At 60.8% G+C, this 21,028-nt stretch carries 19 protein-coding genes; 4 read left to right on the forward strand and 15 right to left on the reverse strand.

Going from position 1 to position 21,028, the window contains the following annotated elements:
• The first annotated feature begins 277 nt into the window (after nt 1–277).
• The gene (locus CXQ91_RS23585) at nt 278–376 is read left to right on the forward strand and encodes a lmo0937 family membrane protein (protein ID WP_258074249.1); all 99 of its coding nucleotides are present in this window, start codon (nt 278–280) and stop codon (nt 374–376) included.
• Nucleotides 377–1,041: 665 nt separating this feature from the next.
• On the opposite strand, the gene CXQ91_RS23590 is transcribed toward CXQ91_RS23585, so the two are convergent.
• The gene (locus CXQ91_RS23590) at nt 1,042–2,415 is read right to left on the reverse strand and encodes an SLC13 family permease (RefSeq protein WP_104176283.1); all 1,374 of its coding nucleotides are present in this window, start codon (nt 2,413–2,415) and stop codon (nt 1,042–1,044) included.
• Between the two features lie 639 nt (nt 2,416–3,054).
• Nucleotides 3,055–3,429, reverse strand: coding sequence for a helix-turn-helix transcriptional regulator (locus CXQ91_RS23595; protein ID WP_219816600.1), 375 nt, complete (start codon nt 3,427–3,429; stop codon nt 3,055–3,057).
• Nucleotides 3,430–3,511: 82 nt separating this feature from the next.
• On the opposite strand from CXQ91_RS23595, the gene CXQ91_RS23600 reads away from it, so the two are divergent.
• Complete coding sequence (locus CXQ91_RS23600; RefSeq protein ID WP_219816601.1) at nt 3,512–4,753, forward strand: MFS transporter; 1,242 nt, start codon at nt 3,512–3,514, stop codon at nt 4,751–4,753.
• Nucleotides 4,754–5,706: 953 nt separating this feature from the next.
• Here CXQ91_RS23600 and CXQ91_RS23605 read toward each other — a convergent pair.
• The 13 genes from CXQ91_RS23605 to CXQ91_RS23665 all read right to left on the reverse strand — a co-directional run bounded on the left by CXQ91_RS23605 (nt 5,707) and on the right by CXQ91_RS23665 (nt 18,327).
• On the reverse strand, nt 5,707–6,786 hold the full coding sequence (locus tag CXQ91_RS23605) for an ABC transporter substrate-binding protein (protein ID WP_104176284.1): 1,080 nt from the start codon (nt 6,784–6,786) through the stop codon (nt 5,707–5,709).
• 106 nt (nt 6,787–6,892) lie between these two features.
• A complete protein-coding gene (locus CXQ91_RS23610; protein ID WP_219816602.1) occupies nt 6,893–7,726 on the reverse strand; it encodes an ABC transporter permease in 834 nt (277 codons plus the stop codon).
• 5 nt (nt 7,727–7,731) lie between these two features.
• Entirely contained in the window at nt 7,732–8,622 is an 891-nt protein-coding gene (locus CXQ91_RS23615; RefSeq protein ID WP_104176286.1) for an ABC transporter ATP-binding protein, read from the reverse strand.
• A gap of 500 nt (nt 8,623–9,122) precedes the next feature.
• Nucleotides 9,123–9,371 (reverse strand): hypothetical protein, encoded by a 249-nt coding sequence (locus tag CXQ91_RS23620; RefSeq protein WP_104176287.1) that lies wholly within the window; start codon nt 9,369–9,371, stop codon nt 9,123–9,125.
• Between the two features lie 98 nt (nt 9,372–9,469).
• A complete protein-coding gene (locus CXQ91_RS23625) occupies nt 9,470–10,678 on the reverse strand; it encodes a nitrate/nitrite transporter (RefSeq protein WP_104176288.1) in 1,209 nt (402 codons plus the stop codon).
• Nucleotides 10,679–10,690: 12 nt separating this feature from the next.
• Nucleotides 10,691–11,425 carry an SDR family NAD(P)-dependent oxidoreductase gene (locus CXQ91_RS23630; protein WP_258074246.1) on the reverse strand — a complete coding sequence of 245 codons (735 nt, stop codon included), beginning with the start codon at nt 11,423–11,425 and terminating at the stop codon, nt 10,691–10,693.
• 73 nt (nt 11,426–11,498) lie between these two features.
• A complete protein-coding gene (locus CXQ91_RS23635; protein WP_104176290.1) occupies nt 11,499–12,161 on the reverse strand; it encodes an SDR family oxidoreductase in 663 nt (220 codons plus the stop codon).
• 17 nt (nt 12,162–12,178) lie between these two features.
• A complete protein-coding gene (locus CXQ91_RS23640; RefSeq protein ID WP_258074247.1) occupies nt 12,179–13,306 on the reverse strand; it encodes a thiolase family protein in 1,128 nt (375 codons plus the stop codon).
• A gap of 11 nt (nt 13,307–13,317) precedes the next feature.
• Complete coding sequence (locus CXQ91_RS23645) at nt 13,318–13,746, reverse strand: Zn-ribbon domain-containing OB-fold protein (protein WP_258074248.1); 429 nt, start codon at nt 13,744–13,746, stop codon at nt 13,318–13,320.
• Nucleotides 13,747–13,777: 31 nt separating this feature from the next.
• Nucleotides 13,778–14,581 carry an enoyl-CoA hydratase/isomerase family protein gene (locus CXQ91_RS23650; protein ID WP_104176292.1) on the reverse strand — a complete coding sequence of 268 codons (804 nt, stop codon included), beginning with the start codon at nt 14,579–14,581 and terminating at the stop codon, nt 13,778–13,780.
• Between the two features lies 1 nt (nt 14,582).
• On the reverse strand, nt 14,583–15,803 hold the full coding sequence (locus CXQ91_RS23655) for a CaiB/BaiF CoA-transferase family protein (RefSeq protein ID WP_104176293.1): 1,221 nt from the start codon (nt 15,801–15,803) through the stop codon (nt 14,583–14,585).
• Nucleotides 15,800–17,026: a CaiB/BaiF CoA-transferase family protein gene (locus CXQ91_RS23660; RefSeq protein WP_146072428.1), complete on the reverse strand. Its 1,227-nt coding sequence runs from the start codon at nt 17,024–17,026 to the stop codon at nt 15,800–15,802. Before CXQ91_RS23660 ends, CXQ91_RS23655 begins: the two co-directional genes overlap by 4 nt.
• Nucleotides 17,008–18,327, reverse strand: a complete 1,320-nt coding sequence (locus CXQ91_RS23665) for an SLC13 family permease (protein WP_104176295.1) — start codon at nt 18,325–18,327, stop codon at nt 17,008–17,010. The genes CXQ91_RS23660 and CXQ91_RS23665 overlap by 19 nt, the downstream gene beginning before the upstream one ends.
• A gap of 237 nt (nt 18,328–18,564) precedes the next feature.
• On the opposite strand from CXQ91_RS23665, the gene CXQ91_RS23670 reads away from it, so the two are divergent.
• Both CXQ91_RS23670 and CXQ91_RS23675 read left to right on the forward strand, forming a co-directional pair.
• Entirely contained in the window at nt 18,565–19,374 is an 810-nt protein-coding gene (locus CXQ91_RS23670; protein ID WP_104176296.1) for an IclR family transcriptional regulator, read from the forward strand.
• Between the two features lie 203 nt (nt 19,375–19,577).
• The gene (locus tag CXQ91_RS23675) at nt 19,578–20,354 is read left to right on the forward strand and encodes an enoyl-CoA hydratase/isomerase family protein (RefSeq protein ID WP_104176297.1); all 777 of its coding nucleotides are present in this window, start codon (nt 19,578–19,580) and stop codon (nt 20,352–20,354) included.
• The last annotated feature ends 674 nt before the right edge of the window (nt 20,355–21,028 follow it).

The raw sequence follows: 21,028 nt of genomic DNA on the forward strand, positions 1-21,028 counted from the left end.
CAAGCCCCACTCCACTCGGAGGTCTTCTTTTTGTCACCTAACCACGCCGCACGTTCCTAACGTCCGTGGACAATACACCTAGGCGCCTGGCGTTGAGGTGCCGAAAAAGCTTCAGGCTGCCGATCGGAAGGTGTTTAATGCCTTATCGGCTTGCCATTTGCAACAACCCGATCCTGACATATGGTGTTACGTACCACACGATTTTGGCGGGGAATTAAAGGAGACTCTTAGGCTGCTTTGGATAGCTATCGTTATCGCAGTTCTCTGACTTCTCGGCCTGCTCGGAAACATAGGCGGCGGGTTAATTCACATACTTTTGGTCATCGCCGTGGTCGTCTTGGTCATCCACTTCATTCGCGGCAGGTTACGCGCTTAGATACGAAATTGTGGCGCGCCGACGCGGGGCGGCGAGATGTGATGTGCCGCCGCATTCTCGGGGAGGTCTCTGAAGTTGAGAACATCCTTCAATCGTTGCTGCGGTAGGGATCCCGACTCTCTCCGCAAGGGCTGGCCCGGGCCTTTCCAAGGCTCCTTCTGCAACGCCGACAATTGACCTTCCGTCTGCCGCACGAAGGCGGGGGAGGAGCTTGAGCTCCGGCTGTGTGCTTGGGAACCCCTCCAGCCTTCCACTTCCGGGCGCAAGCTTTAGTCACAACTATCGGCTCCCGGCAACCGTTGATCTCGGCATCTGAGCTAGCAGTGATCCCCCTCTAGAAGTCGGCCTGATGAGCAAGCCTTTAGATAGGACCAACCGGCGAGGGGGAGCTGGTTCTGGTTTCACTCCTCTCACAAGGCGAAGACGTTTCTGCTCACAAGGCCAAGACGTTTCTGCTCACAAGGCCAAGACGTGTGTCTGCTGCAGTAGCGCTGGTCGCACTACAACACGGCAAACCGGGGCTCCGCCTTCCTGCCTGACGTGCAGAGCAAGGGACAGCGCCAGAGGCCGACTGCGATATCCGCAGTCGGCCTCTGGTGCTGCTACTTGGTCAGGGCAACAAAATGTGCTTAGGTCAAGAGGGTGAGACGGTAAGCGCTTGCCACTCAGAGCGAGCTGGGAACCATAATTGCTAGCCATGCGAGTCCGGGGCCGGCGGCAACGACAATTCCTGCATAACCCAGCATCTGGCGGTAGAACTTGTCCCTGTCGTCCTCATGGACGTTGGCGAGGACAAGTGCTCCGTTTGTTGAGAAGGGGCTGACGTCCACGACGGTGGCAGCTATCGCCAGGGCCGCCACAAATGCGATGGGATTGATGGTGCTGGACTCCAGGAACGGCACGGCCAATGCGATGGCGACACTGATGATACCCAACGAAGAAGCAACTGCCGAAGTGACGCCTGCAAGATAACAGAGCAACATGGCGGCGAGAAGGGGGATGCCAATGCTCGAAATGCCGGAGCTGACAAATTCAACGGTGCCGGCCGTCTGCAGGACGTTGATAAACGTGAGGATGCCGCAAACTAGTACGGCTGTAGGCCAGCTGACTTTGTTCATTGCGTTCTTAGCAGCCGGTGGGTTGATGATGGCCAGGACCAAGGCGAGGCTCATTGAGAGGACGCCGATGTCCATATCGAAGGCGACGGTTCCCACTGCCAAGGCGGCCAAGGCGGCCAGCGTAACCATTTGGTACAGGGTGGGCTTCGGATGGGATACTGACGGCCGGAACCCAGGATCGGCCTGTGGCCGGGTGGGGGCCGCGACGGCGACGCCTCCCCCTGAAGGGTGTGACGATGCCCCGCCGGGATTCCTAGTCGCCACAGCAGGGCCGCCGGATGCGGCGACGCCCTTGTCAAGGCCTTTGCCGTTGATCATCAGACCCTTGGCCTTGTGGCCATCCATGACGAAGTACAGGACTGCGGCGACAACAGTGTTGAAAACCAGGGGTGCGAAGAAGAGCACGAGGGGATCGGTCGGGAGGCCGGCTTTCGTGAGATAGCTGTCGATGAAGGCGCCGTAGACGCTAATTGGGGAGAACGCGCCGGCAAGGGCCCCGTGGACCACCATCATGCCCATCATGAGTTGGTTGATCTTGTAGCGGCGGGCGAACGGGATGGCCAACGGAGCAATGATGGCGACAGAGAAGACCGCGCCGACGGACATCAGCAGGGTTGCCAGTGCAAAAAACACCCAAGGGGACGCGGCGACTTTGCCGCGGACCAATTTCAGGCTCCATTGCACCAGCAGGTCAATGCTTCCGCTGATTTGGGCGAAACCAAAGAGGAAAGTAAGACCCAGCAGAGCCAGGAACAGTTCTCCCGGAAAGCCCGCGATTACTTCCTTGTTCGTCATTCCCACTACGGGGATGCCTACCGCGAAGGCGGCCACGAAGCCGAGAACACCCATGTTCACGGATCGGATGGTTCCAATTAGGAACAGAGCGATCAGTACGGTGATCGATATCAATTCAGGGGACATAAAGCCTCGAAGATTAGGGTGTAGCGACAGTTGAGGTTCGGCGACGAGGAGCTTTAGAGTGTGAACTCCGACGCCAGTCCGAAGTGATATTCGCAAATGCGAATAAAATCGAGTGTGCCCCACGTCATGTCTGACTGTCAAGGGTTCGCTGAAGCCACTTGACATCACGACCCTTAGCCTCCATAGTCTCCATAGCCGATTTCGCAGATGCGGATACAGTTTCGAGAGTGCCCTGTCTTTCTGGGCCGAATACTCAAAGGGGAGGCAACGTGCGGTACACAAATTAGGCTTCTGGTCCGCGACGACCGGGAGGTCGGATTCGGCGTGCACCCTGATTACAGGGGCTGAATGAATTCGCTCAGGCCGCATTCTCGAAATCACCGGATCAATGGCAAGACACGCGACCCACCGTTGGGGTTGAAGCTTCCCAATCTTGACCTGATGGCGATTGATCGCTGGTTCGGAGGCGGCGCGACGTAGGCCCATATTGCATGCCGTAAAGCGGCGGGAGATCCGTCTCCGCCTTGCGGCCGGCTAGCCGGCCGCACGAGGCAAAGGACCCGGCTTATGCGGCAGGGTCCATCCTGCTGAAGATGATGCTGGTGGGCAACGGGGCGCGTACAGCCGAGGCCTGACCGCTCAGACGTTGCTGGGTGGTTGCCAGGCGCGGATTAACTCGAGCAGTCCGGGGAAGCGCATGTTGAGATCTTCTGCGCGGAGTCTGCTGCGCCGCTCCAGGCCATATTGGCGTTGGTGGATGAGGCCTGCGTCACGGAGGGTGCGAAAGTGGTGGGTGAGTGATGATTTAGGGCGGTCGAATCCGAACCACCCGCAGGTGTGGTCGTAGGCTTCGGACTCGAGCATGAGCTTTCGGACAATAGTGAGCCTCAAGGGGTCGGCCAATGCCGCAAAGACGGTTTCGAGCTTCAGCTCCTCCGTGGCGGGTTCCGGAAGTAGGTCTGGCAGTTCAGCGGGGCCTTTAGTACGGGAACTCGTGGAATTGGGCATTGCCATGGCACAAACATACCTCTTGTACGAGTTTTATCAAACTGATACTCTGTTCGAGAAAACTCGTACAACTACACGGGAGTGTTCCATGACCATGACCGCCAACACCGACAGGGTGACAGGGCAATCCGGCGCGCCGCCTCAGCAGCCCAAACGGCGGCAGATGATTTCGGCCGCGTTCCTCGTGGCGGCGGTCTTTGCGCTCTCGAATTCACCAACCCCGCTCTACATTCGCTGGCAGGCGCAGCTGGGATTCTCCGCCGGGACTTTGACGCTGATTTTCGCCGCATATATCGCGGGCCTGCTGCTGACACTTCTGGTGGCCGGCAAACTCGCGGACCGATTGGGGCGCAAACCCGTCCTGATACCCGGCCTCGTACTGGCGATCGTAGCCTGTGCCCTTTTCGTCATCGCCGATTCCGTCCTCCTTCTTGGACTCGCGCGGTTCCTCACGGGGATCGCCGTCGGCGTGATCGTGTCGGCTGGAATGGCGGCGGTAGTCGACTTGGGCGGGTCCACCCGGAAAAGGCAGGCCTCGCTCGCCGCATCCGTCGCCATGGTTCTTGGTGCGGGCCTCGGCCCACTGCTTGCAGGCACCTTCGCTCAAATCCTTCCTGACCCGGTCCTGCCGCTGTTCACAAGCGAGCTGATCATTCTTGCCAGCGCGCTCATCGTTGCCTGCGCACTTCCCCTGAAGAGCTATCACAAAAGGGCAGCACATGAGAACGCTACGAAAGGCCCGTGGCGGCTGCCACAGGTGCCTCACCAATACCGGCTGCAGCTGGCATACGGCATCGCAGTGTTCGCGCCCGGCATCACCGCCACCTCCTTTGTGCTCTCCCTCGGGCCTTCCCTGCTCGCAAATCTGCTCAACGTCAGCAACCCCCTCACTGCCGGCAGCATGGCCAGCGTCATGTTCCTCACTGCTACCGGGGTGCAGTTCGCCGTCAGCAGGCTCCACGTCCGGACGATCTTCATGCTGGGTTCCGTGGCCAGCATTGCCGGGATGATTACCTTGGTGATCGCAGTCAATGCCTCGCTGGCAGCATTCCTCGTCATCTCCGCGGCCCTAGCCGGCGCCGGACAGGGGCTCGGACAGCTTGGCGGGCTCACCCTCATCGGCACACAGGTGCCTGGTACTTACCGCGCCGAGGCGAATTCCATTCTCAATATCGGCGGATACATACCGGCCGGACTCATCCCCGTCGCTACCGGATTCCTCATAGACTCCGTCGGCCTCGGAACAGGTGCAACCGTCTTCGCCGCCATACTGGCGGCAACGTCCATAGCTGCCCTGACTTTCGTCTACCGCCGCCTTCAACGAAGCTAATCCACGGCAGCCGTAGCTGAATCCCAAAAGAGACGGGTCAAGCAACTGAAATCAGTTCTTGGGTTTGAGATTCACCTCCATAGGTCAGTACCCTACCCACTGAGTTCGAACTGGCGTCGGCGTTCGAACGGGCCGGTGTGGACGGCTAGAGTCAGGGTGCAGAGATTTGGGGCGTCGTCGACGTGGCTGGCGTCGCTGTACCCCTTGTCGGAAGAGACCCCGGCTGGTGCCAAAAAGGATCGCGCCTACACCCCGTATTTCAGAGAGGGCGACGGGCCGTTCCAGGCGGTGGCTGTGACAGGTTTGGATGGGCCCGGTATGACGGATAATTCTGACCGCGGCATGGCCTCGAGCGTGGCGGCAAGCCCGTCCAGGTCCAACTACCGCGCGGTAGGCCGCCGTCGTCAAGCAGAACCCGCCGGCATCAGCAGTTCGGCGGCAGTGAGGACGGCGCCTTGCCACCGATAGCCGGCAGTGAGGACGGCGCCTTGCCACCGATAGCCGGCAGCATACCGGGCCAACCCCGGCCAGATCGATGCTGAAACGCTCGTGCCCGTCCTCGTCGTACTGCGCGCTGGCCGTTTCAGCCTGTGAATGTCCGGAAACGGACTTCAAGCCAACGGGACGCGAACTCGTGCGGCTGGTACTCCTCGTCGATCACACCGTAGTAGGCCCCAAGGTTCGGGTGAGAATTCGCAGACAACCGCCATTGCGGCAGGCTGGGAGCCTGCGTGAGCGGGTACCGCGAGCCTCCCGGTTTGTCAGCCGAACGTGTACCCGGGCAGTAGAGGCCGACGCTCAGAGGGTACCGAAACCGCCTGTTGCACAGAATGGAGCGCGACCATCCCACTGGTAGGACAGCTAAAGGAGTACCAAGCCTTAGGCGGCTCATGCCAGTGTAAGAGGCGGGCCTGCCATCCTTTGCGAATGACCGGCCCGCCTGTTACACGGGGCTACCTCACGAACTCGTTCGTGTAGGTTTCCTGCAGCTTGATGTCTTTGTTTCCGACCTCGGAGTTGGCCACCCGCTGGGTTTCCAGCACGGCTTGGACGCCGTCGTCGGTGAAGGTGCCGTCCTTGCTGAGCGTCTTCTTCAGGTCCTCGATCACCTTGGCGTAAAGAGCCTTGTCGCCGCCGGCGAATTTCTCGGGCATCTTTGCGGCGATCTCCTCCCCGGAATGCCCGTCGATGAATTCCAGGGTCCGCTTGATGGCCTTGGCCAGCTTGCCTGCCGTCTCTTTGTTCTGGTCCAGCCATTCGGTCTTGGCGTAGAGGCTGGACGAGGGCCATGCATCGGTATCGAAGACTTCCTTGAGTCCGTCAGCCGAGCGGACATCCTCAAGAATCACCGGATCATGTCCGATCCGCTTGGTCAGCACGGAGATGTCAGGTTCGAGCATCACAGCGGCATCGACCTGGCCCTGCTCCATGGCGGCAACGGCCGAGGAGCCGGCACCGATGGCGGATATCGCGGCATCCGTCTGCTGCATCCCGTTCTTGGCCAGCAGGAACTTGACGAACATGTCCGTGGAAGACCCGGGCGACGTCACGCCAACGTTCTTGCCTTTGAGATCTGCGATGGACTTGATATTGCCCTCATTCTTGGGCGCCACGAGCAAGGCAAGGCCGGAGGACTCGCCCATGTCAACGAAGGCCTTAACCTTCTGGTTCTTTGCCTGCATCTGGATTGTGTGCTCGTAGTATCCGCTTGTCACGTGCGTGCTGCCGCCGATCATGGCCGTCAGCGCCTTCGATCCACCCTGGAGGTCCTGGAGGTCGACGGTCACGCCTTCCTCCTGGTAGTAGCCGAGCTCCTGAGCGAGCGTCACGGGGAGGTACGTCAGGAGCGTCTGGCCACCAATGCCAATGATTACGCTGGAGCTGCCGGCACCACCGGCCGCCGCGCTGCCAGACTGACCGGGAGGTGCCGCGGCCGGAGCGCCGCAGGCAGACAGGGCCAGCGCAACGGAGGCAATGAGGGTAAGCGGCCGGATGAGGCTCCGGCGCCTTTGCCGGTTTTCGTTCTGTGTCATCGGGGGTCCCTTCTAGGCAGTGATGATGGATTGGTTTCAGCTCCGAGACGCCCGGCGCTTCTTGGTGGCTTAGGACGATTGGACGGTCCGGGTCCGGCTGATTCGTCTAGGAAGACTGCACGGGGCGCCAGCGGAGCAGGTGCCGCTCCAGCCGGTTGACGAGGAGGTCGATAATGAGGACTACGATCATCAGGATGAACATCCCGGCGAAGACGCCCTGGGTGTCGAAGACGCCCTGGGCCTGGGCGATCGCGTAGCCGACGCCGGCGGACGCTCCAAGGTATTCGCCCACAACCGCACCTGTGATGGCAAAGCCCACGCTGATGTGCAGGCTGGAGAAGATCCAGGTCAGGGCGCTGGGGATGAATACGTGGCGGAGGAGCTGCTTCTCGGATGCCCCGAGCATCCGGGCGTTGTCCACCAGCACCCGGTCAACGCTCTTGACCCCCTCGAGGGTGTTGAAGAAGACGATGAAGAACACGAGCGTGAAGCCGAACGCCACCTTGGACCAGATGCCCAGGCCGAACCAGAGTAGGAAGATCGGGGCCAGCACGACGCGGGGGAGGGCATTGAACATCTGCAGGAACGGGTCCAACAGACGCTCGAGGAAGCGCACCCTCGCCAGGACGAAACCCAGGAGGAGGCCGACGGCGGCACCCACTAGAAAGGCAAGGATGGCTTCCTGCATGGTCACCCACAGATGCGGGAAGACGAATCCGGAGGACACCCAGACCCAGACGGTCTGCAAGATATCTGACGGAAGCGGGAAGAAAAATTCGTCCACGATCCCGGCCCGCACGGAAAGCTCCCAGGCGCCGAGGACCGCGATGGTGAGGAGGAGTTGCGTGCTTCGCATCGCCAGCGGGGACATCTCCGTCCTGCGCGTACGCCGCCGCGCGCCGCCGTCCAACGCCGGTAGCCCGTTTTTCTTTGATCCCACGAGAGTCACGCGACATCACCCTCTTCCGCCATTGCCGTTTGGTACGTCTTTGAAACTTCGATCTTCAACCTGCCCCAGATCTCGCGGTGCAGGGCCACGAACTGCGGGTCATCACGGATGTCGAGCAGGTCGCGGGGGCGCGGGATATCGATTTCGTAGCTTCCCACCACGGTGCTTCCGGGACCCGCCCCGAGGATCACCACTTCATCGGAAAGCGCGATGGCTTCGTCCAGGTCGTGGGTGATGAAGACGACGGCCTTGCCGGATTCCTGCCACAGCTGAAGGAGTTCGTTCTCCATGATCTGCCGGGTCTGCACGTCTAGTGCTGAAAATGGTTCGTCCATGAGCAGCACGTCCGGGTTGACGATCCAGGCCTGCGCGATGGCTGTGCGCTTGCGCATGCCGCCGCTGAGCTGGTGCGGATAGCGGTCCGCGAAATTCTTGAGCCCCACCTTCTCGAGCCAGCGCCGTGCCTCCGAATAGGCTTCGGCCTTCGAGACCCCGGCCATCGTCAAGCCGAGGCTCACGTTATCAATCACCGTCTTCCACGGCAGTAGGGGGTCCTGCTGAAACATATAAGAGGCCCGGCGATTAACACCGATCACCGGTTCACCGAAGCTCCTCACGCTGCCAGCGCTCGGGTTCAGCAGCCCCGCCGCCATGTTAAGGATGGTGGACTTGCCGGAACCGGTGGGACCGACAATCGAGACAAACCGGCCGGGCACGACCTTAAGGTTGATGTCGCGAACGGCGAAGTAGGTCTCACCCCCGGGCGTGGGGAACTGCCGGGTACACCCGGTGAGCTCCACCGCGTAGATTGACGTGTCCTTGGCAGGTGCAGTGCTGATTTTTCCCTCCCAATCCAGTACCGAGAGTGTCGGTTTAGTCTTGTCCATGTTGATTCTTCTCCTTGGGATGAACTTCGTTGTTCAATGGTGCTCATTTACCGAGAACCCGGATCAGGATTCGAGGATACGAATGTAAGTTTCGTCACTTTCCGTTCACATGTCAAGATCAGTCGCTCTGACAGTTGGAACAGATTCGGGTGTACGACCTGTAATTCGAGGTGGGAGAGGACGTACCTCGACTGGAATTTGTTGGTTAGGCGTTGCGGGCACGTCGCTTTGCTATCAGATGGTGCGGTTGGTCGCAGCGCTGGGTGGGACTGCGATGGGATTGGGCTGCTTGCAGACCGCGGCCGAACCTGTCGTAGCCGGCGGTTTCATTCAGTAGCCTTAGGGTGCCGGGAATCGGTCGTTGAAAGTGAAGGCGAAGGCGTTCAATGCGGTCTTCCACCGCACGGTCTTGCCGGCGCCCGCGGGCGGTGAAGCCACACGGTTCCCCACGGGCAGGACGCTCCCAAGTGCCTGTATCTGTCACCAGACCAAGCCGGTCCCTAGGAATATCTCTCGAAATTCCGGCATTCCATGGTCTGCTCATAAGGCACTGCGCGGCTCAACTCAATGGTGAAGTTGCTGAATGAAGTTTGCGTGACCAGTATGCCCAACGCTCGTTCTTTCATGGCGTGTACTTGCGCCGCCGCAGCAGCAGCTTCCAGCTGCGCCTGCAAGGCCTCAGAATCTTCAACGATTAACTCAGAATCTTCAACGATTAGTTGATGGGTAGTTGAGCGGCATGAAGACATTTCTTCACGTATTCCTCCTGGCTGTTTGATTTATGTAGTCGTGTTTGACCGTCATACTGCACTGAAGTCGACCGTTCATGCCCTGCCGTCTTGGTCCCTCAGCTCGATTCTGCGCTGTCCGGCAAGAGCCTTTCGAATCGGTAGGCGAGGAGGGCGGCGATGGCGCCGATACCGGCCACTGCAGCCGCCGCGACCCAGGCTGTAATTGAGCCGTAGTTGGAAAAGACAAGCCCGAATGCGAATGGGCCGACGGTTCCGCCGATGTAGGTTCCGCATTGTGCTATTCCGGTGGCGTGGGCAGTGAACGGACGTGACCTCCGAGAGACGACGAAATGGACCAGACCGTTCCAGCCCCATCCGAAGCCGAAGGCCAAGGCACAACCGACGGCGAAGACCGCCTTGTTACCCGAGGCCATGGCGAGCAAACCAGCGAACCCAACTGCCAGCATCGCGGCAACGGTTGCCATGGATCCGCCGATTCCCCTGTCAGCCGCAAACCCTGCCAACGGGCGTACAAGGCATCCCGCTGCGCTACCTAGTCCCAGGAGGAGCCCCGCGGTCGCGATATCAAAGCCGGCGCGCGAGGCGGAAATGACGGTAAAAGCGCCTAACGCAGTGGCTTGGGCAGAGCCCAGAGCTGCTGTTATCGCTGTTGTTAACAGGAACAACTTCAGGGGCCGGGGAAGTCTTGTTTTCGTTGACCCGGGCCCTGCCCGCCAGACAGTTGCTGCAGGGACCCGTGGTACGACGCGGAAGAGTATGGGGAGAAAGAGGATAGCGAACACAGATGCAACACCGAACGCCCACCTCCACCCGAGGGTTAGCGCCAAGACTGGTACTGAGATGCCAGCAACAAATGTTGCTGCCGGTATTGCGGCCTGTTTGAGGCCAAAGGCAAACGCTCGGTTCCTCGGCGCAACCTGGTGGACGATGAGACTGTTTGAAACCGGGTGTGCCAGTGCCGTGGAGGCCCCTGCGATGCCCATCCATAGGAAGAGCCATGACCAGTGCGGGGTCAGGATGGCAATGCCCAGGAGCGATGTCATGCCCAAGGTTGCGGACAGTAGCATCCCCTTTCTAAAGCCGAGTCGCTGGGCAAAATGTCCGCCCGTCGTGGACAGGAGGGCCGATATCCCCCAGTAGGAAGCGGCGGTGGCGCCCAGGACCTCGGGCGTCATGCCCAGGTCCTGCTCCAATTGCACGCCAAGTCCTCCTACGAGGAATACTGGGAGGACTACCGCTACGGTTGTGGAACTGGCCATCGTCGTGGCACGACGGCCAGGGTGTGAGGGCGGTATGGCCTTCATCGCAGTGACCCGTTAGCTACCGGCTGGTTGTGCGTAGAGACTCTTTCCGCCGCAAACGTAGAGGATTTGACCGGTGACAGCATGGTTACTCGGATCAGCGAAAAACCGCGCCGCCCATGCCACATCACTGGCTGCGCCGAGGGATCCCATGGGTTGGGCTTGGAGGAGCCGGTCCATGACCTCTTGCGGCTCCCTGCGCAGCAGGGGTGTATCAATCAGGCCGGGCGCCAGACAGTTAACCGTGATCCCGTACTTGGCTAGTTCGATCGCCAAAGATCTGGTGGCTGATACCACTCCCCCTTTGGACGATGAGTAGGCGAGCTGGCCGAACCAGCCGAGCCAGGCGCGGGATGAAACGTTGATGATCCGTCCTGTCCTGCGGGGGATCATGCTCGTGGCGGCGGCCTGAGAGCAGAGAAAGACACCCGTTTGGTTGATAGCAATCGTGCGCTGCCATTCTTCGTCAGTTATCCGGCGCACACCGCGGTCGATGCTGATCCCGGCGTTGTTTACCAGAATGTCCACCGGCCCCAGTTCCGCTTCCGTCTGTTCAAAGAGAGCCTGGACCCCTTCACGGTCCGTGACGTCCACGGCCAGGCCGATTGCTGTACCCCCGTTGCTCGTAATCCGTTCGGCTGCCTCTGCTGCGCGGTCGCCTGCAATGTCGGCGATGACAACTTTGGCTCCGCCCGCCGCGAAGTCTTCGGCCACTGCCAGACCGATGCCGCTCGCGGCCCCAGTGATCACTGCGACCTTTCCGTTTAGTCCCATGAGAATAGTCCTTTGTTGATAGTGAGGTTCTGTCTTTTCGCCATGCTTGTCAGACGGAGAGGCTCGAGAGCAAACTCGCGCCTCCGCAGCAGTACAGCACCTGGCCCGTGATGTAGCCGCTGCGGGTATCGAGGAAGAATTCAGTGGTGCTTGCGATGTCTTCCGTTGTGACGGGGGCTGGTGTGAGGGCCTTTGGTTCGCGCAGGTGTGTTCCGGCAGGTCGGCCCGCATCCCGAAGCTTGCTGCCCTCAGGAGGGAGAGCAGCCACCACGTTCACTGTGACGCCAGCTGGGCCGAGCTGCAGGGCCAGGCTGCGGGAGACGGCGACGAGTGCTCCAGCGGCGCCGGCAATGTGTGGGCGGTCGGGCCAACCGAGCCCGTCGCGGCTGCTGATCGAGACGATCCGTGCCCCGCCTTCCGCGCGGGTACGAAGGTGAGGGCGTAGCTGCTCAACCAGGTTTAGTAGGTTGCCCACGACGCTTACCGTATTGACGCCTTCGCCGCCGTCGAGCAGACCTGGTTCATAGATCAGCCCGTCGATAGCGTCCTGGCCCGCCAGGAGTGCATCGATTTCCCTCTGATCCGAGTTTCCGCTGATTGCCTTTACAGCCCACCCACCCGAGCTCAGCCTGTCGGCTATTGCCGCGGCGGTGGGGCTTCCGGGGGAGGCGAGGACTGCCAGCTTGGGGCTCCGCGGTTGTGTGTCAGTCATTGGTCGTTGGTCCTTGTTCACGTCGTGGTGAGAATGTGTATTGAGCAGGCGCCGTTATCGACGCCGAAGATCCCGCCGCCGGTTACATGGGTGAGGGCTACCTCTGCTCCTGGCACCTGCAGGTCGCCGGCTTCACCGGTCAGCTGCCAGTAGGATTCGCAGATCTGGATCACGCCGGTAGCTCCGACGGGGTGTCCACGCGAGAGCAGTCCGCCGCTGGGGCTGATAGCTACCCGCCCGTCCCGGTCGAATTCTCCTCTTGCTGTGGCCTTATACGCCTGGCCCCGGTCGGCGATGCCAAGCGCCTCGGTGTGCAGGAATTCGGCCACGCTGAAGGCGTCATGGAGTTCCACGAGATCCAGGTCGGTGGGTTTGATATCCGCCATCTCATAGGCAGCTTTTGCCGCTCGGGCGGTGATATCCGGCCAGGTCATGTCCCGATATGAGGTGTGAAAGTCGCCTGAGCGCACGACACTGGCCCGCATGCGTATGCTCGGTGTGGTGAGCTGTTTGGCGAATTCTTCCGAGCACAGCAGGACTGCCGCGGCTCCATCGCTGTTGGGGCAGCAGTGCAAGAGCCTCAAGGGATCGGCCACGGGGCGTGACTGTTCTACGTCCTCAGCGCTGATCGGCTTTTGGAAGTGGGCGCGCGGGTTCAGTGCGCCGTTGCGGCGGTTTTTTATTGATACCCGGGTCAGGTCATCGACTGTTGCGCCGAAGTCATGCAGATAGCGCTGCGCCCGCATGGCGTACGCGGCGGTCATCACCATGCCCTGCGAGATTTCGATGTCATTGGTCGTCAGTGGAAGAGTTCCGCCTCCAAACCCCGACAGGTTTTCGGTTCCAAAAGCAATCACGCAGTCGGCGAATCCACCGGCAATAGCCTGCCATGCGAGATGGACCGCGGAGGCCCCGCTGGCACAGGCATTTTCGACGGTATAAACAGGAGGCCCGGACACCCCTACCCGCTGGAGGACACGCTGAGCAAGAAGCGAACCGCCGTAAGTCGACCCGCCGTAGCCGGCATCGACCTGTTCGGGGCTGATCCCGGTGGTTGTCAGGAGCTCCCGGACGGCACGGTAGCCGAGTTCTGCGGCATTGACGCCCAAGTGCTTGCCGAAGGGATGAACCGCGGCGCCTGCCACATACACCGGCCTCATCGCGCGTCTCCGGGTGTGGTCACTTCAGTGACTTTGGCGACGACATATGAAGACAAGGGCCCGTTCTCGTCCTCGCCTATGGCTCCCACCCTCAACTCCACGGGGGTATTCGGAGCGAGTGCCTCGTCGGTATCGACGTGGGCGAGGAGGCGGGTTCCGTCGAGGTCCACGTAGGCCAGAACGTATGGCGGCTTGAATGCAGCCGGGCCGATGCGTACGACGGTCGAGGCGTAGGCGGTGCCGCGGTCGCCGGTGAGTGCCTGTTCGACGTTTCCGGATGCGCACCTTGAGCAGATTTCCCTGGGCGGGAACCAGGTGCTGCCACAGTCGTGGCATTTGGTAATCATCAGGGCCGTGTGATCGCCGTCCTGATGGATCCATTCCCCTCCGACCAAGGTCGGGGTGTGCGATGTGTGCGTGGTCAAAATGTCTTCCTTCTTCCTGGTTTCGTAGTCTCTAGCGGCCTTGGTATTGCGGTGTGCGCCGTTCGGCGAAGGCAGTTCGGCCTTCAACCCGGTCTTTGGTGTCCCGTAGAAGGCCCCACAGCAGCTGTTCGAGTTCCACTGACTTGCTCAGTGAAAGATCCTCCGTTCGCATCGCGAGAGTTTTGAGGCTCTTGATGGCCAAAGGGCCGTTGGCGGTGATACGTTCCGCGATCTCCAATGCATGGTCCAGTAGCTTCTCAGCAGGGACGACATCGCTGACCAGCCCGATACGGTGAGCTTCGGCCGCGTCTATGCGGTCACCGGTGAGGATCATTTTCATGGCAACGGCCTTGGGGACGGCCCGCAGTAACTTCGATACGCCTCCCACAGCCGGGACGCTTGCCCACCGGGGTTCGGGTAGTCCGAAGGTCGCGTTGTCGCTGGCGATGCGCAGGTCACAGTCCAGCGCGATCTCCGTGCCGCCGCCCAGGGCGTGCCCGTTGACCGCAGCGATCAGGGGTTTATTGATCTCAAGTTCGCTAATTGTTATCGCCCGGACATAGAGGCCTTCATCGACGCTGCGTTCATAGGAGTGGAAGTAGGCTTCAGCGAAGGAGGCTTCCGGGGGCAACGTGCGCTTGAGGTCTGCTCCTGTACAGAATGCCCGCTCACCTGTTCCGGTGATCACCGCGACCATCAGGTCGGGGTCATCGCGGAACCGGCGCAGCTCCTGGTTGAATGCACGCATGGAGTCCACGTCCAGTGCGTTAAGCGCTTCCGGCCGGTTGATCCGGATAATGAAGGTCTTACCTTGCCGTTCTGTCTCGATCGTCATGTCAGCCAACGACTCCTTGCTGGTGTAGTGAATCAAATGTTTCCGGGTCCATTCCGAGCAGGTCCAGGCACACGTCCCGGGTGTCAGCGCCAAGAAGAGGAGCCGGGCCGCGGAGCCGGCCGGGGGTTCGGGAAAGCCGGTAGGGAATACCGTCATAGATGCTCGGTCCCATCACCGGATGATCGAGCCGGATCCAGTGATTGCGGGCGCGCAGTTGTGGATCGCGGTTCAGTAGTGCGTCGGCGTCCAGCACGGCGGAAGCCGGAACGCCTCTTTTGGTCAGGGTGGCAGCAAGCACCTCAGCATCCCAGGCGCATGTCGCAGAGTTGATCAGAACGTCCAGCTCACGTCTGGCGTTTCGGCGGCCCTCGGCGCTGGCCAGATCTGGCTGGCTCGCCCGTTGTGGCGCACCCAGGGCGGAGGCCAGGGAGGTCCACTGCTCGTCCGTGAAGACAGCGATGGCGCACCATTTGTCTTCGCCTGCGCAGCGATACACACCGTGCGGGGCAGCAACCGGGTCATCGTTGGCAGCGCGTTCGGTCTGCTGTCCCGCCGAGGCTGCCAACAGCGCCGGTCCGATGGCGTTGACGGTGGATTCCAGCTGGGCAAGTTCGATGTGTTCCCCCCGCCCGGTTCGGCGCCGGTTCCGCAGCGCTGCGAGCACTGCGATGGCCCCATGAAGGGGGTTGGGAACATGATCGGGATAGTTGGTGCCGGTACCCACGGGGAGCCGGTCCGGGTACCCGGAGAGCCCGAACAGTCCGCCGGCGGCCGCGATGGTCAATCCGTAGCCCCGGTAGTCGCGGTGCGGTCCACTGTTGCCCTGCATCGGCATGTCGAGGTAGATGATGTCCGGGCGGAGCTTGCTGACCGTGTCGTAGCCAAGGCCCAGTCGTTCCATGGTTCCGGGAGTGTAATTATTGGCGACGACATCGCACTTTGCGATCAGTTCGAGCGCGAGCCGGTTCCCGTCTGCATGCTTGAGATCCAAACATATCGAGCGTTTGCTCGAGTTGCGGTTGGCGAAGTACCCGCTGCGATTGACGCCAGCCTCCCCGTCCCGGAAGGGAGCCATCGAGCGGATTGGATCTGTTCTTGTGGTGGATTCAATTTTGATGACGTCGGCCCCGTGGTCAGCCAACGGTTTGGTAAGGAACGGGCCAGCGCCGACCCAGGTGAAGTCGGCGACCCTTATGCCCTCGAGGGGGAAGTCGTTGCTCATGCTGGTGTCCTTTCGTATCCTGGCCCGGCTGGTGTACTGAGCTTGGCGGCGCTGGTGCTGCCCAGCGAGGGTGGCCCGGACCGGGGCCCGACGTACGCGTTGGCGAAACGGTACGGTGAGCCGGGGAAGCCCAACTTATTCCCGCCGACATCGATGGTGCGGAAGAAGTCGCGGGCAACGAGCTGTGGGTCGTTGATCAGGTCTTCAGGTGTCGCCACCGGGGCGACGCTGATGCCCCGGCCCTGACCTGATTCGTACAGCTCCTGCTTTGTTCGTGTGACCGCGAATTTCTCAAAGATTCGCCGGAATGCCGTGCTTCCTTCGCGGCTCCGCCGCCAGGTCCGTTCCTGCCACTTATCGGCATCAAGGGTTCGTGCTTCTTCAATGCCCTGGTCGGTAAGCCACTCGATGATGGATTCCCATGCCAGCGGGCGGCCGCCGAGGCCGCCGACCAGATACACCCATCCGTCAGCGCATTTAAAGAGCCCGGTGCCTGCTTCTGCAGGGCCGGCGCCGACCCGGTGGCGTACGACGCCCTCCAGATCCAGATATTGAGCGGCGTTTTCCAGCGAATGAGCTACCGCTTCCTGTACCGAAAGATCAACAACTTGCCCGCGTCCGGTCGATTCGAGCGACAGGAGCGCGATGAGGGCTGCCGTGGCGGCATGAACTCCAGCGATCACAGACGTCTGGTTTCCCCAGGCCCTCAGGGGCTCCCGGTCCGGATCTCCGGCCAGTCCAAGCAGGCCACCTGCGGCCAGCAGGGTCAGGTCGCTTGCCGGCCGGTCTGCGTATGGTCCGGTCAAACCGAACGGGCTGATCGACACGTGCACCAGCCCGGGGTGCCTGTTGGTCACATCTTCCGGGCTCATATCTCTGGCACGAAGGAGGGCGGGGCCTTCGCTTGTCAACAGCATTTGAGCGGTACTGAGAAGATGCTCGAGCTGCACGGCGTTACTGGTATCGGTTGAATCGGCAACCAGGCTTTGCTTGCCGGCCTCGGTGAAGGCGAAACTAAAGCTGAGCCCGTCTTCCGTCAGGGGTGCGTGGCTCCGCTCTGGTACGCCGCCGGGTGGTTCGACACGGATCACTTCTGCGCCCAGGTCACTGAGCAGCCGACCTGTGTAGGCGCCAAGGCGTGAAGTGAGGTCGATAACGCGTACGCCGTCGAGAGGTCCACTCATGGTTTCAGAGTGATTCATGGTCACCACCAACCCGTCCAAACCAGTAGGGCCCAGCTGAGGAGCGGGGCGATGATGACCAGGCCGAAGCCCCAGATCATCAGCTGACGGTAAATAGCGTCCTGTTTCTCTACGGGCGCGTTGGCCACTACGAGCGCACCATTGGTCGAGAACGGGCTGGAGTCAACGACCGAGGCGGAAATGGCCAGCGCGGCGATGACTCCGATGGCGCCGACGTTTCCTGAGAGGAGCATCGGGATGGCGAGAGGGATCAGGGCGCCCAGGATTCCGGTCGTGGAGGCGAAGGCGGAGACGATCGCCCCGATGAAACAGATGATGAGGGCCGCGAACAGGGGGGCCGAGATACCGGCAATTGAGTCGCTGAGGAAGTCGACGGTGCCTACCGCTTGAAGCAGGCCGACGTATGTGACGATGCCGCAGATCAGCAGCACCACACCCCAGCTGACCTGGCTCAGGACATTTTTGGCGCTTTCGGGGGACAGGACCGACAGGAGCACTGCCACGGACATCGCCATCAGGCCGATGTCAAGATTGAAGATCACTGCGCCAACGACCAGGCTCACCATTCCGAGCACGGTGATGGTGCGGTCCCGGTTTAGCGTCAGGGTTCGTACCGCCGGTAGGGTCTGCGTGGCAACACCTACGCCCGATCCTCCGCCGAGGCCGGATGAATCAGCTTCATCCGCGGTGTCGTTGTCGCCGGCCCGCCGTCCTTCGCGGATCAGAGTCATTCCGCCCAACACGAGGTACACCCCCGCAGCGAGCATCAGATTGAAGGCGGCGTTACTGAGGAACAGCAATGTCGGGCTGGCGGGAATCCCGCTGCGCTCGACAATGTCATTGGTGATCACACCGAGAACGCCGAGGGGTGAGAAGTTTCCTGCGGCAGAGCCGTGCACCACCATCAGGCCCATCATGAGGGGGTTGATGCGATAGCGCGTCGCGAATGCCATTCCGATCGGAGCGATGATCGCCACGGCGGCGGGGCTGAGCGCGCCGAGCCCTACAAGTACGCCACTAAGGACGAACATCACCCAGGGAATAGCGGCAATGTGGCCGCGCACGGCGCGGACGGACCATTGGACAAGCCAGTCAACGGTGCCGTTGCTCTTTGCGATGGCGAACAGGTAAGTGACACCGACGAGGATGACGAACAGATTGGCCGGGAAACCCTTAAGCACAGCTGAGGTGCTTTGGCCGAATACCACGGTCCCAACCATGAAGGTCGCCACCAGGGCGAGGGCGCCCAGATTGACCTTTCGAAGGGTGCCGAGGAGAAAGATCGCCGCGAGAACGCCGATCGAAATGAGATGTAGGGACACAAGTCCTCCTTGACTTAGCGCCACTACTCCGTGGCGACTCCCGACAGAATTCGCATTTACGATTTCAACTTCGGTACTTCGAAGCTACGCCGCGCAGTGACCTCGTGTCAAGACGGTCGGCCACCCATATTCGGAGACGCGAAGTGAGTTTCCGGTTCTGATTTCGTGGCAGAGTTCTGATTTCGTGGCAGACTTGAACTGCGAGACTTGGCAGACCACCCGAGAGGATTTGAGACGATGCACTCAGCGCGCCTGGAACGAGCACTGAAGATCCTTGAGTATTTGGGACATCATCAGGAGGGATCGCCGCTGAAGCGCATCTGCCAGGATCTCGCTGTTCCAATGAGCAGTGCCCATGACCTTCTCCAGGCGCTGATCGAGATAGATGCCGTGCGCCTGGCAGATCAGCGCACGTACTTGCTGGGCCCAAGATCTCTCGTCCTCGCTCTCTCGATTGTCGACTCTGTAGACCTTCGCCAGATCAGCCGCCCCTACCTGATGGACTTGTGTGAAGAGCTGAACGAAAATACGTACCTTGCGCTTCGCAGCGGTAACTCTGTTGTCTACGCCGACCGATACGAGGCCGGGCAGACCCTGTCGGTGGTCATGACGCTTGGCGGACCGCGCCCGTTGCACGGTTCCAGCGTTGGCAAGCTCATCACGGCTTACAACCCCGACCTCGAAGCGCGGGTACTCAAATCGCCGGCTTTGGAGCAGTTCACCCCTTTTACTGTCACGAATCGTGCTTCCCTTCGGGAGGAGCTGGCAACCATTCGCGTTAGGGGTTACAGCGTCAGCGACGGCGAAAGCGTTGAAGGTATTGTCGGCCTGGCTACACCGATTTTTGATGCCGCCGGCACCGTTGGAGCCGCCGTCCACGTATCCGCCCCTCGGGGAAGGCTCGGCTCTGACCGCCTCCCGCAGGTCCTGGCTGCAATGTCGCGGACAGGATCGCTGATATCGCGACAGCTCGGGGCGCCTGAAGATGCGATCCCTGACAAACCTCTAGCCGAGGTCATCGCACTGGAAGAAGGCCGTCTCGCCTAGGCCGGGTTGCGATTTTCATCTAACTATTGGCGATTGTGCAAGAGGTTGCTCCCTGTGCTTTCCTGCCCCTGACCCACTGAGGGCATGGGCGGCGTGCGAACCCCATGGAGGGTAGTTCTGGCACATGGCATACCTGTGAATTACATGGAACATAACGGCCGAGGTTCGGTCGCTTGTGCCGCCCAACGCGAGAAGTAGAGCCCATGCCCGAAGAAATTCTTGTGGAGCGGCAGCAATCGATAGCGACCGTAGTGCTGAACCGCCCTGAGCGCCATAACGCCCTCACCGTGGGGATGTACGGAGAGCTACCCGGAATCGTTGCCGCGCTGGACGCAGACACCTCTGTTAAGGTGATTATCCTGCGCGGGGCTGGGCAACGGGCTTTCGCCTCCGGTGCCGACATAGGGGAATTCGGACGTGAGCGTGGGAACGCGGTGAGCGCACGAAGATACAACGACCGTGTCGCCACGGCCGAGCGTTCGCTGGAAACTTTGGAAAAGCCGACCATTGCCATGATCCACGGGTATTGCATAGGCGGCGGTGCTGGCCTCGCCCTCGCCTGTGACCTGCGGTTCGCCGACTCCACAGCTCAATTTGCAATCACGCCGGCCAAGCTGGGGCTTGTCTACAGTCTCGAATCCACCAAGCGGATTGTGGATCTCGTTGGTCCCGCCCGTGCAAAATGGATCCTCTTATCGGGTGATCAGATTTCCGCAGAACGGGCGCTGTCCCTGGGCCTATTCGACGAGATGAAGAGCCCGGGAGACCTGGAGGCGTCCACCTACGCATTTGCCGAAACCATCAGCAGCCGCGCACAGTTCAGCGTTCGGATGGGCAAGGAATTCGTACGCCGCGTTACCCGCGGCCAAACCCACGATGACGACGAAACGCGCGACATTCGCAACTCATCTTTCGACACGAGTGATTACGCGGAAGGTGTGCGAGCGTTCCTGGCGAAGCGTCGACCAAGCTTTGATTGATTCTGCTATTCACCACCAGCAGAAGGCGCCTGTCATTGGGAAAAATCTTCGTTGTCCCGATTCGTGTGCCATTGTGGGGACCCGGTGGTTCCGCACCCGCCGGGGGCCGTCCCGGGCATCACCGCAGGCGGATCACCGATCCCGATTTTCCGTGTCCAGCCTGAGCCGCTTTATGGGGTCGGCGCCTAGAAGTCGTTGAAGCCCCTGCAACGGCCAGAGCTAGAGAGCGTGGAGGGATATCCACGGCGCAACCATTACCGCCCTGTGGGACCCACGACGTCGGGTCGCGAATCAGGGTGCGCCGAGGGCAAGGGCGTCCTCAGTGGACAGGAAAAACGCCAGGTAAGCCGACCTGCGGGCGTCCGTCGGAAACACGCGGCACACAAGAGCTGGAGTAGTGCGTCGAGTTCCCCAGATTCGAATGACGAGCCGTCAGCACGAAGCTGGCTCGAGTGTGGCTCCTATGGGACCGAGGCCTCAAAACCCACTCAGGCCGTAATCTACAAGGTCTGAGAACGACTGACCTTGACACCGAATACAGAAGTGACGAAACTTTAATTCGTAAGACCGAAACGCGTTTCGGGTTTTCGGCCTTCAAGCACCGCGAACGACGAAGTTCATCCCAAGGAGAAAAAGCATGGACGAGACTAAACCGACACTCTTGGTACTGGACG

Origin of the sequence: Arthrobacter sp. Y81, from assembly GCF_002929335.1 — a bacterium.
Classification (GTDB): Bacteria; Actinomycetota; Actinomycetes; order Actinomycetales; family Micrococcaceae; genus Arthrobacter.

Bases quoted from the DNA above. Each gene is read 5' to 3' on its own strand.
- CXQ91_RS23635 (WP_104176290.1), bottom strand. From the start codon at position 12,161: ATGACTGACACACAACCGCGGAGCCCCAAGCTGGCAGTCCTCGCCTCC.
- CXQ91_RS23615 (WP_104176286.1), bottom strand. From the start codon at position 8,622: ATGGACAAGACTAAACCGACACTCTCGGTACTGGATTGGGAGGGAAAA.
- CXQ91_RS23590 (WP_104176283.1), bottom strand. From the start codon at position 2,415: ATGTCCCCTGAATTGATATCGATCACCGTACTGATCGCTCTGTTCCTA.
- CXQ91_RS23655 (WP_104176293.1), bottom strand. From the start codon at position 15,803: ATGAGCAACGACTTCCCCCTCGAGGGCATAAGGGTCGCCGACTTCACC.
- CXQ91_RS23620 (WP_104176287.1), bottom strand. From the start codon at position 9,371: ATGTCTTCATGCCGCTCAACTACCCATCAACTAATCGTTGAAGATTCT.
- CXQ91_RS23605 (WP_104176284.1), bottom strand. From the start codon at position 6,786: ATGACACAGAACGAAAACCGGCAAAGGCGCCGGAGCCTCATCCGGCCG.
- CXQ91_RS23625 (WP_104176288.1), bottom strand. From the start codon at position 10,678: ATGAAGGCCATACCGCCCTCACACCCTGGCCGTCGTGCCACGACGATG.
- CXQ91_RS23650 (WP_104176292.1), bottom strand. From the start codon at position 14,581: ATGACGATCGAGACAGAACGGCAAGGTAAGACCTTCATTATCCGGATC.
- CXQ91_RS23595 (WP_219816600.1), bottom strand. From the start codon at position 3,429: ATGGCAATGCCCAATTCCACGAGTTCCCGTACTAAAGGCCCCGCTGAA.
- CXQ91_RS23675 (WP_104176297.1), top strand. From the start codon at position 19,578: ATGCCCGAAGAAATTCTTGTGGAGCGGCAGCAATCGATAGCGACCGTA.
- CXQ91_RS23600 (WP_219816601.1), top strand. From the start codon at position 3,512: ATGACCATGACCGCCAACACCGACAGGGTGACAGGGCAATCCGGCGCG.
- CXQ91_RS23670 (WP_104176296.1), top strand. From the start codon at position 18,565: ATGCACTCAGCGCGCCTGGAACGAGCACTGAAGATCCTTGAGTATTTG.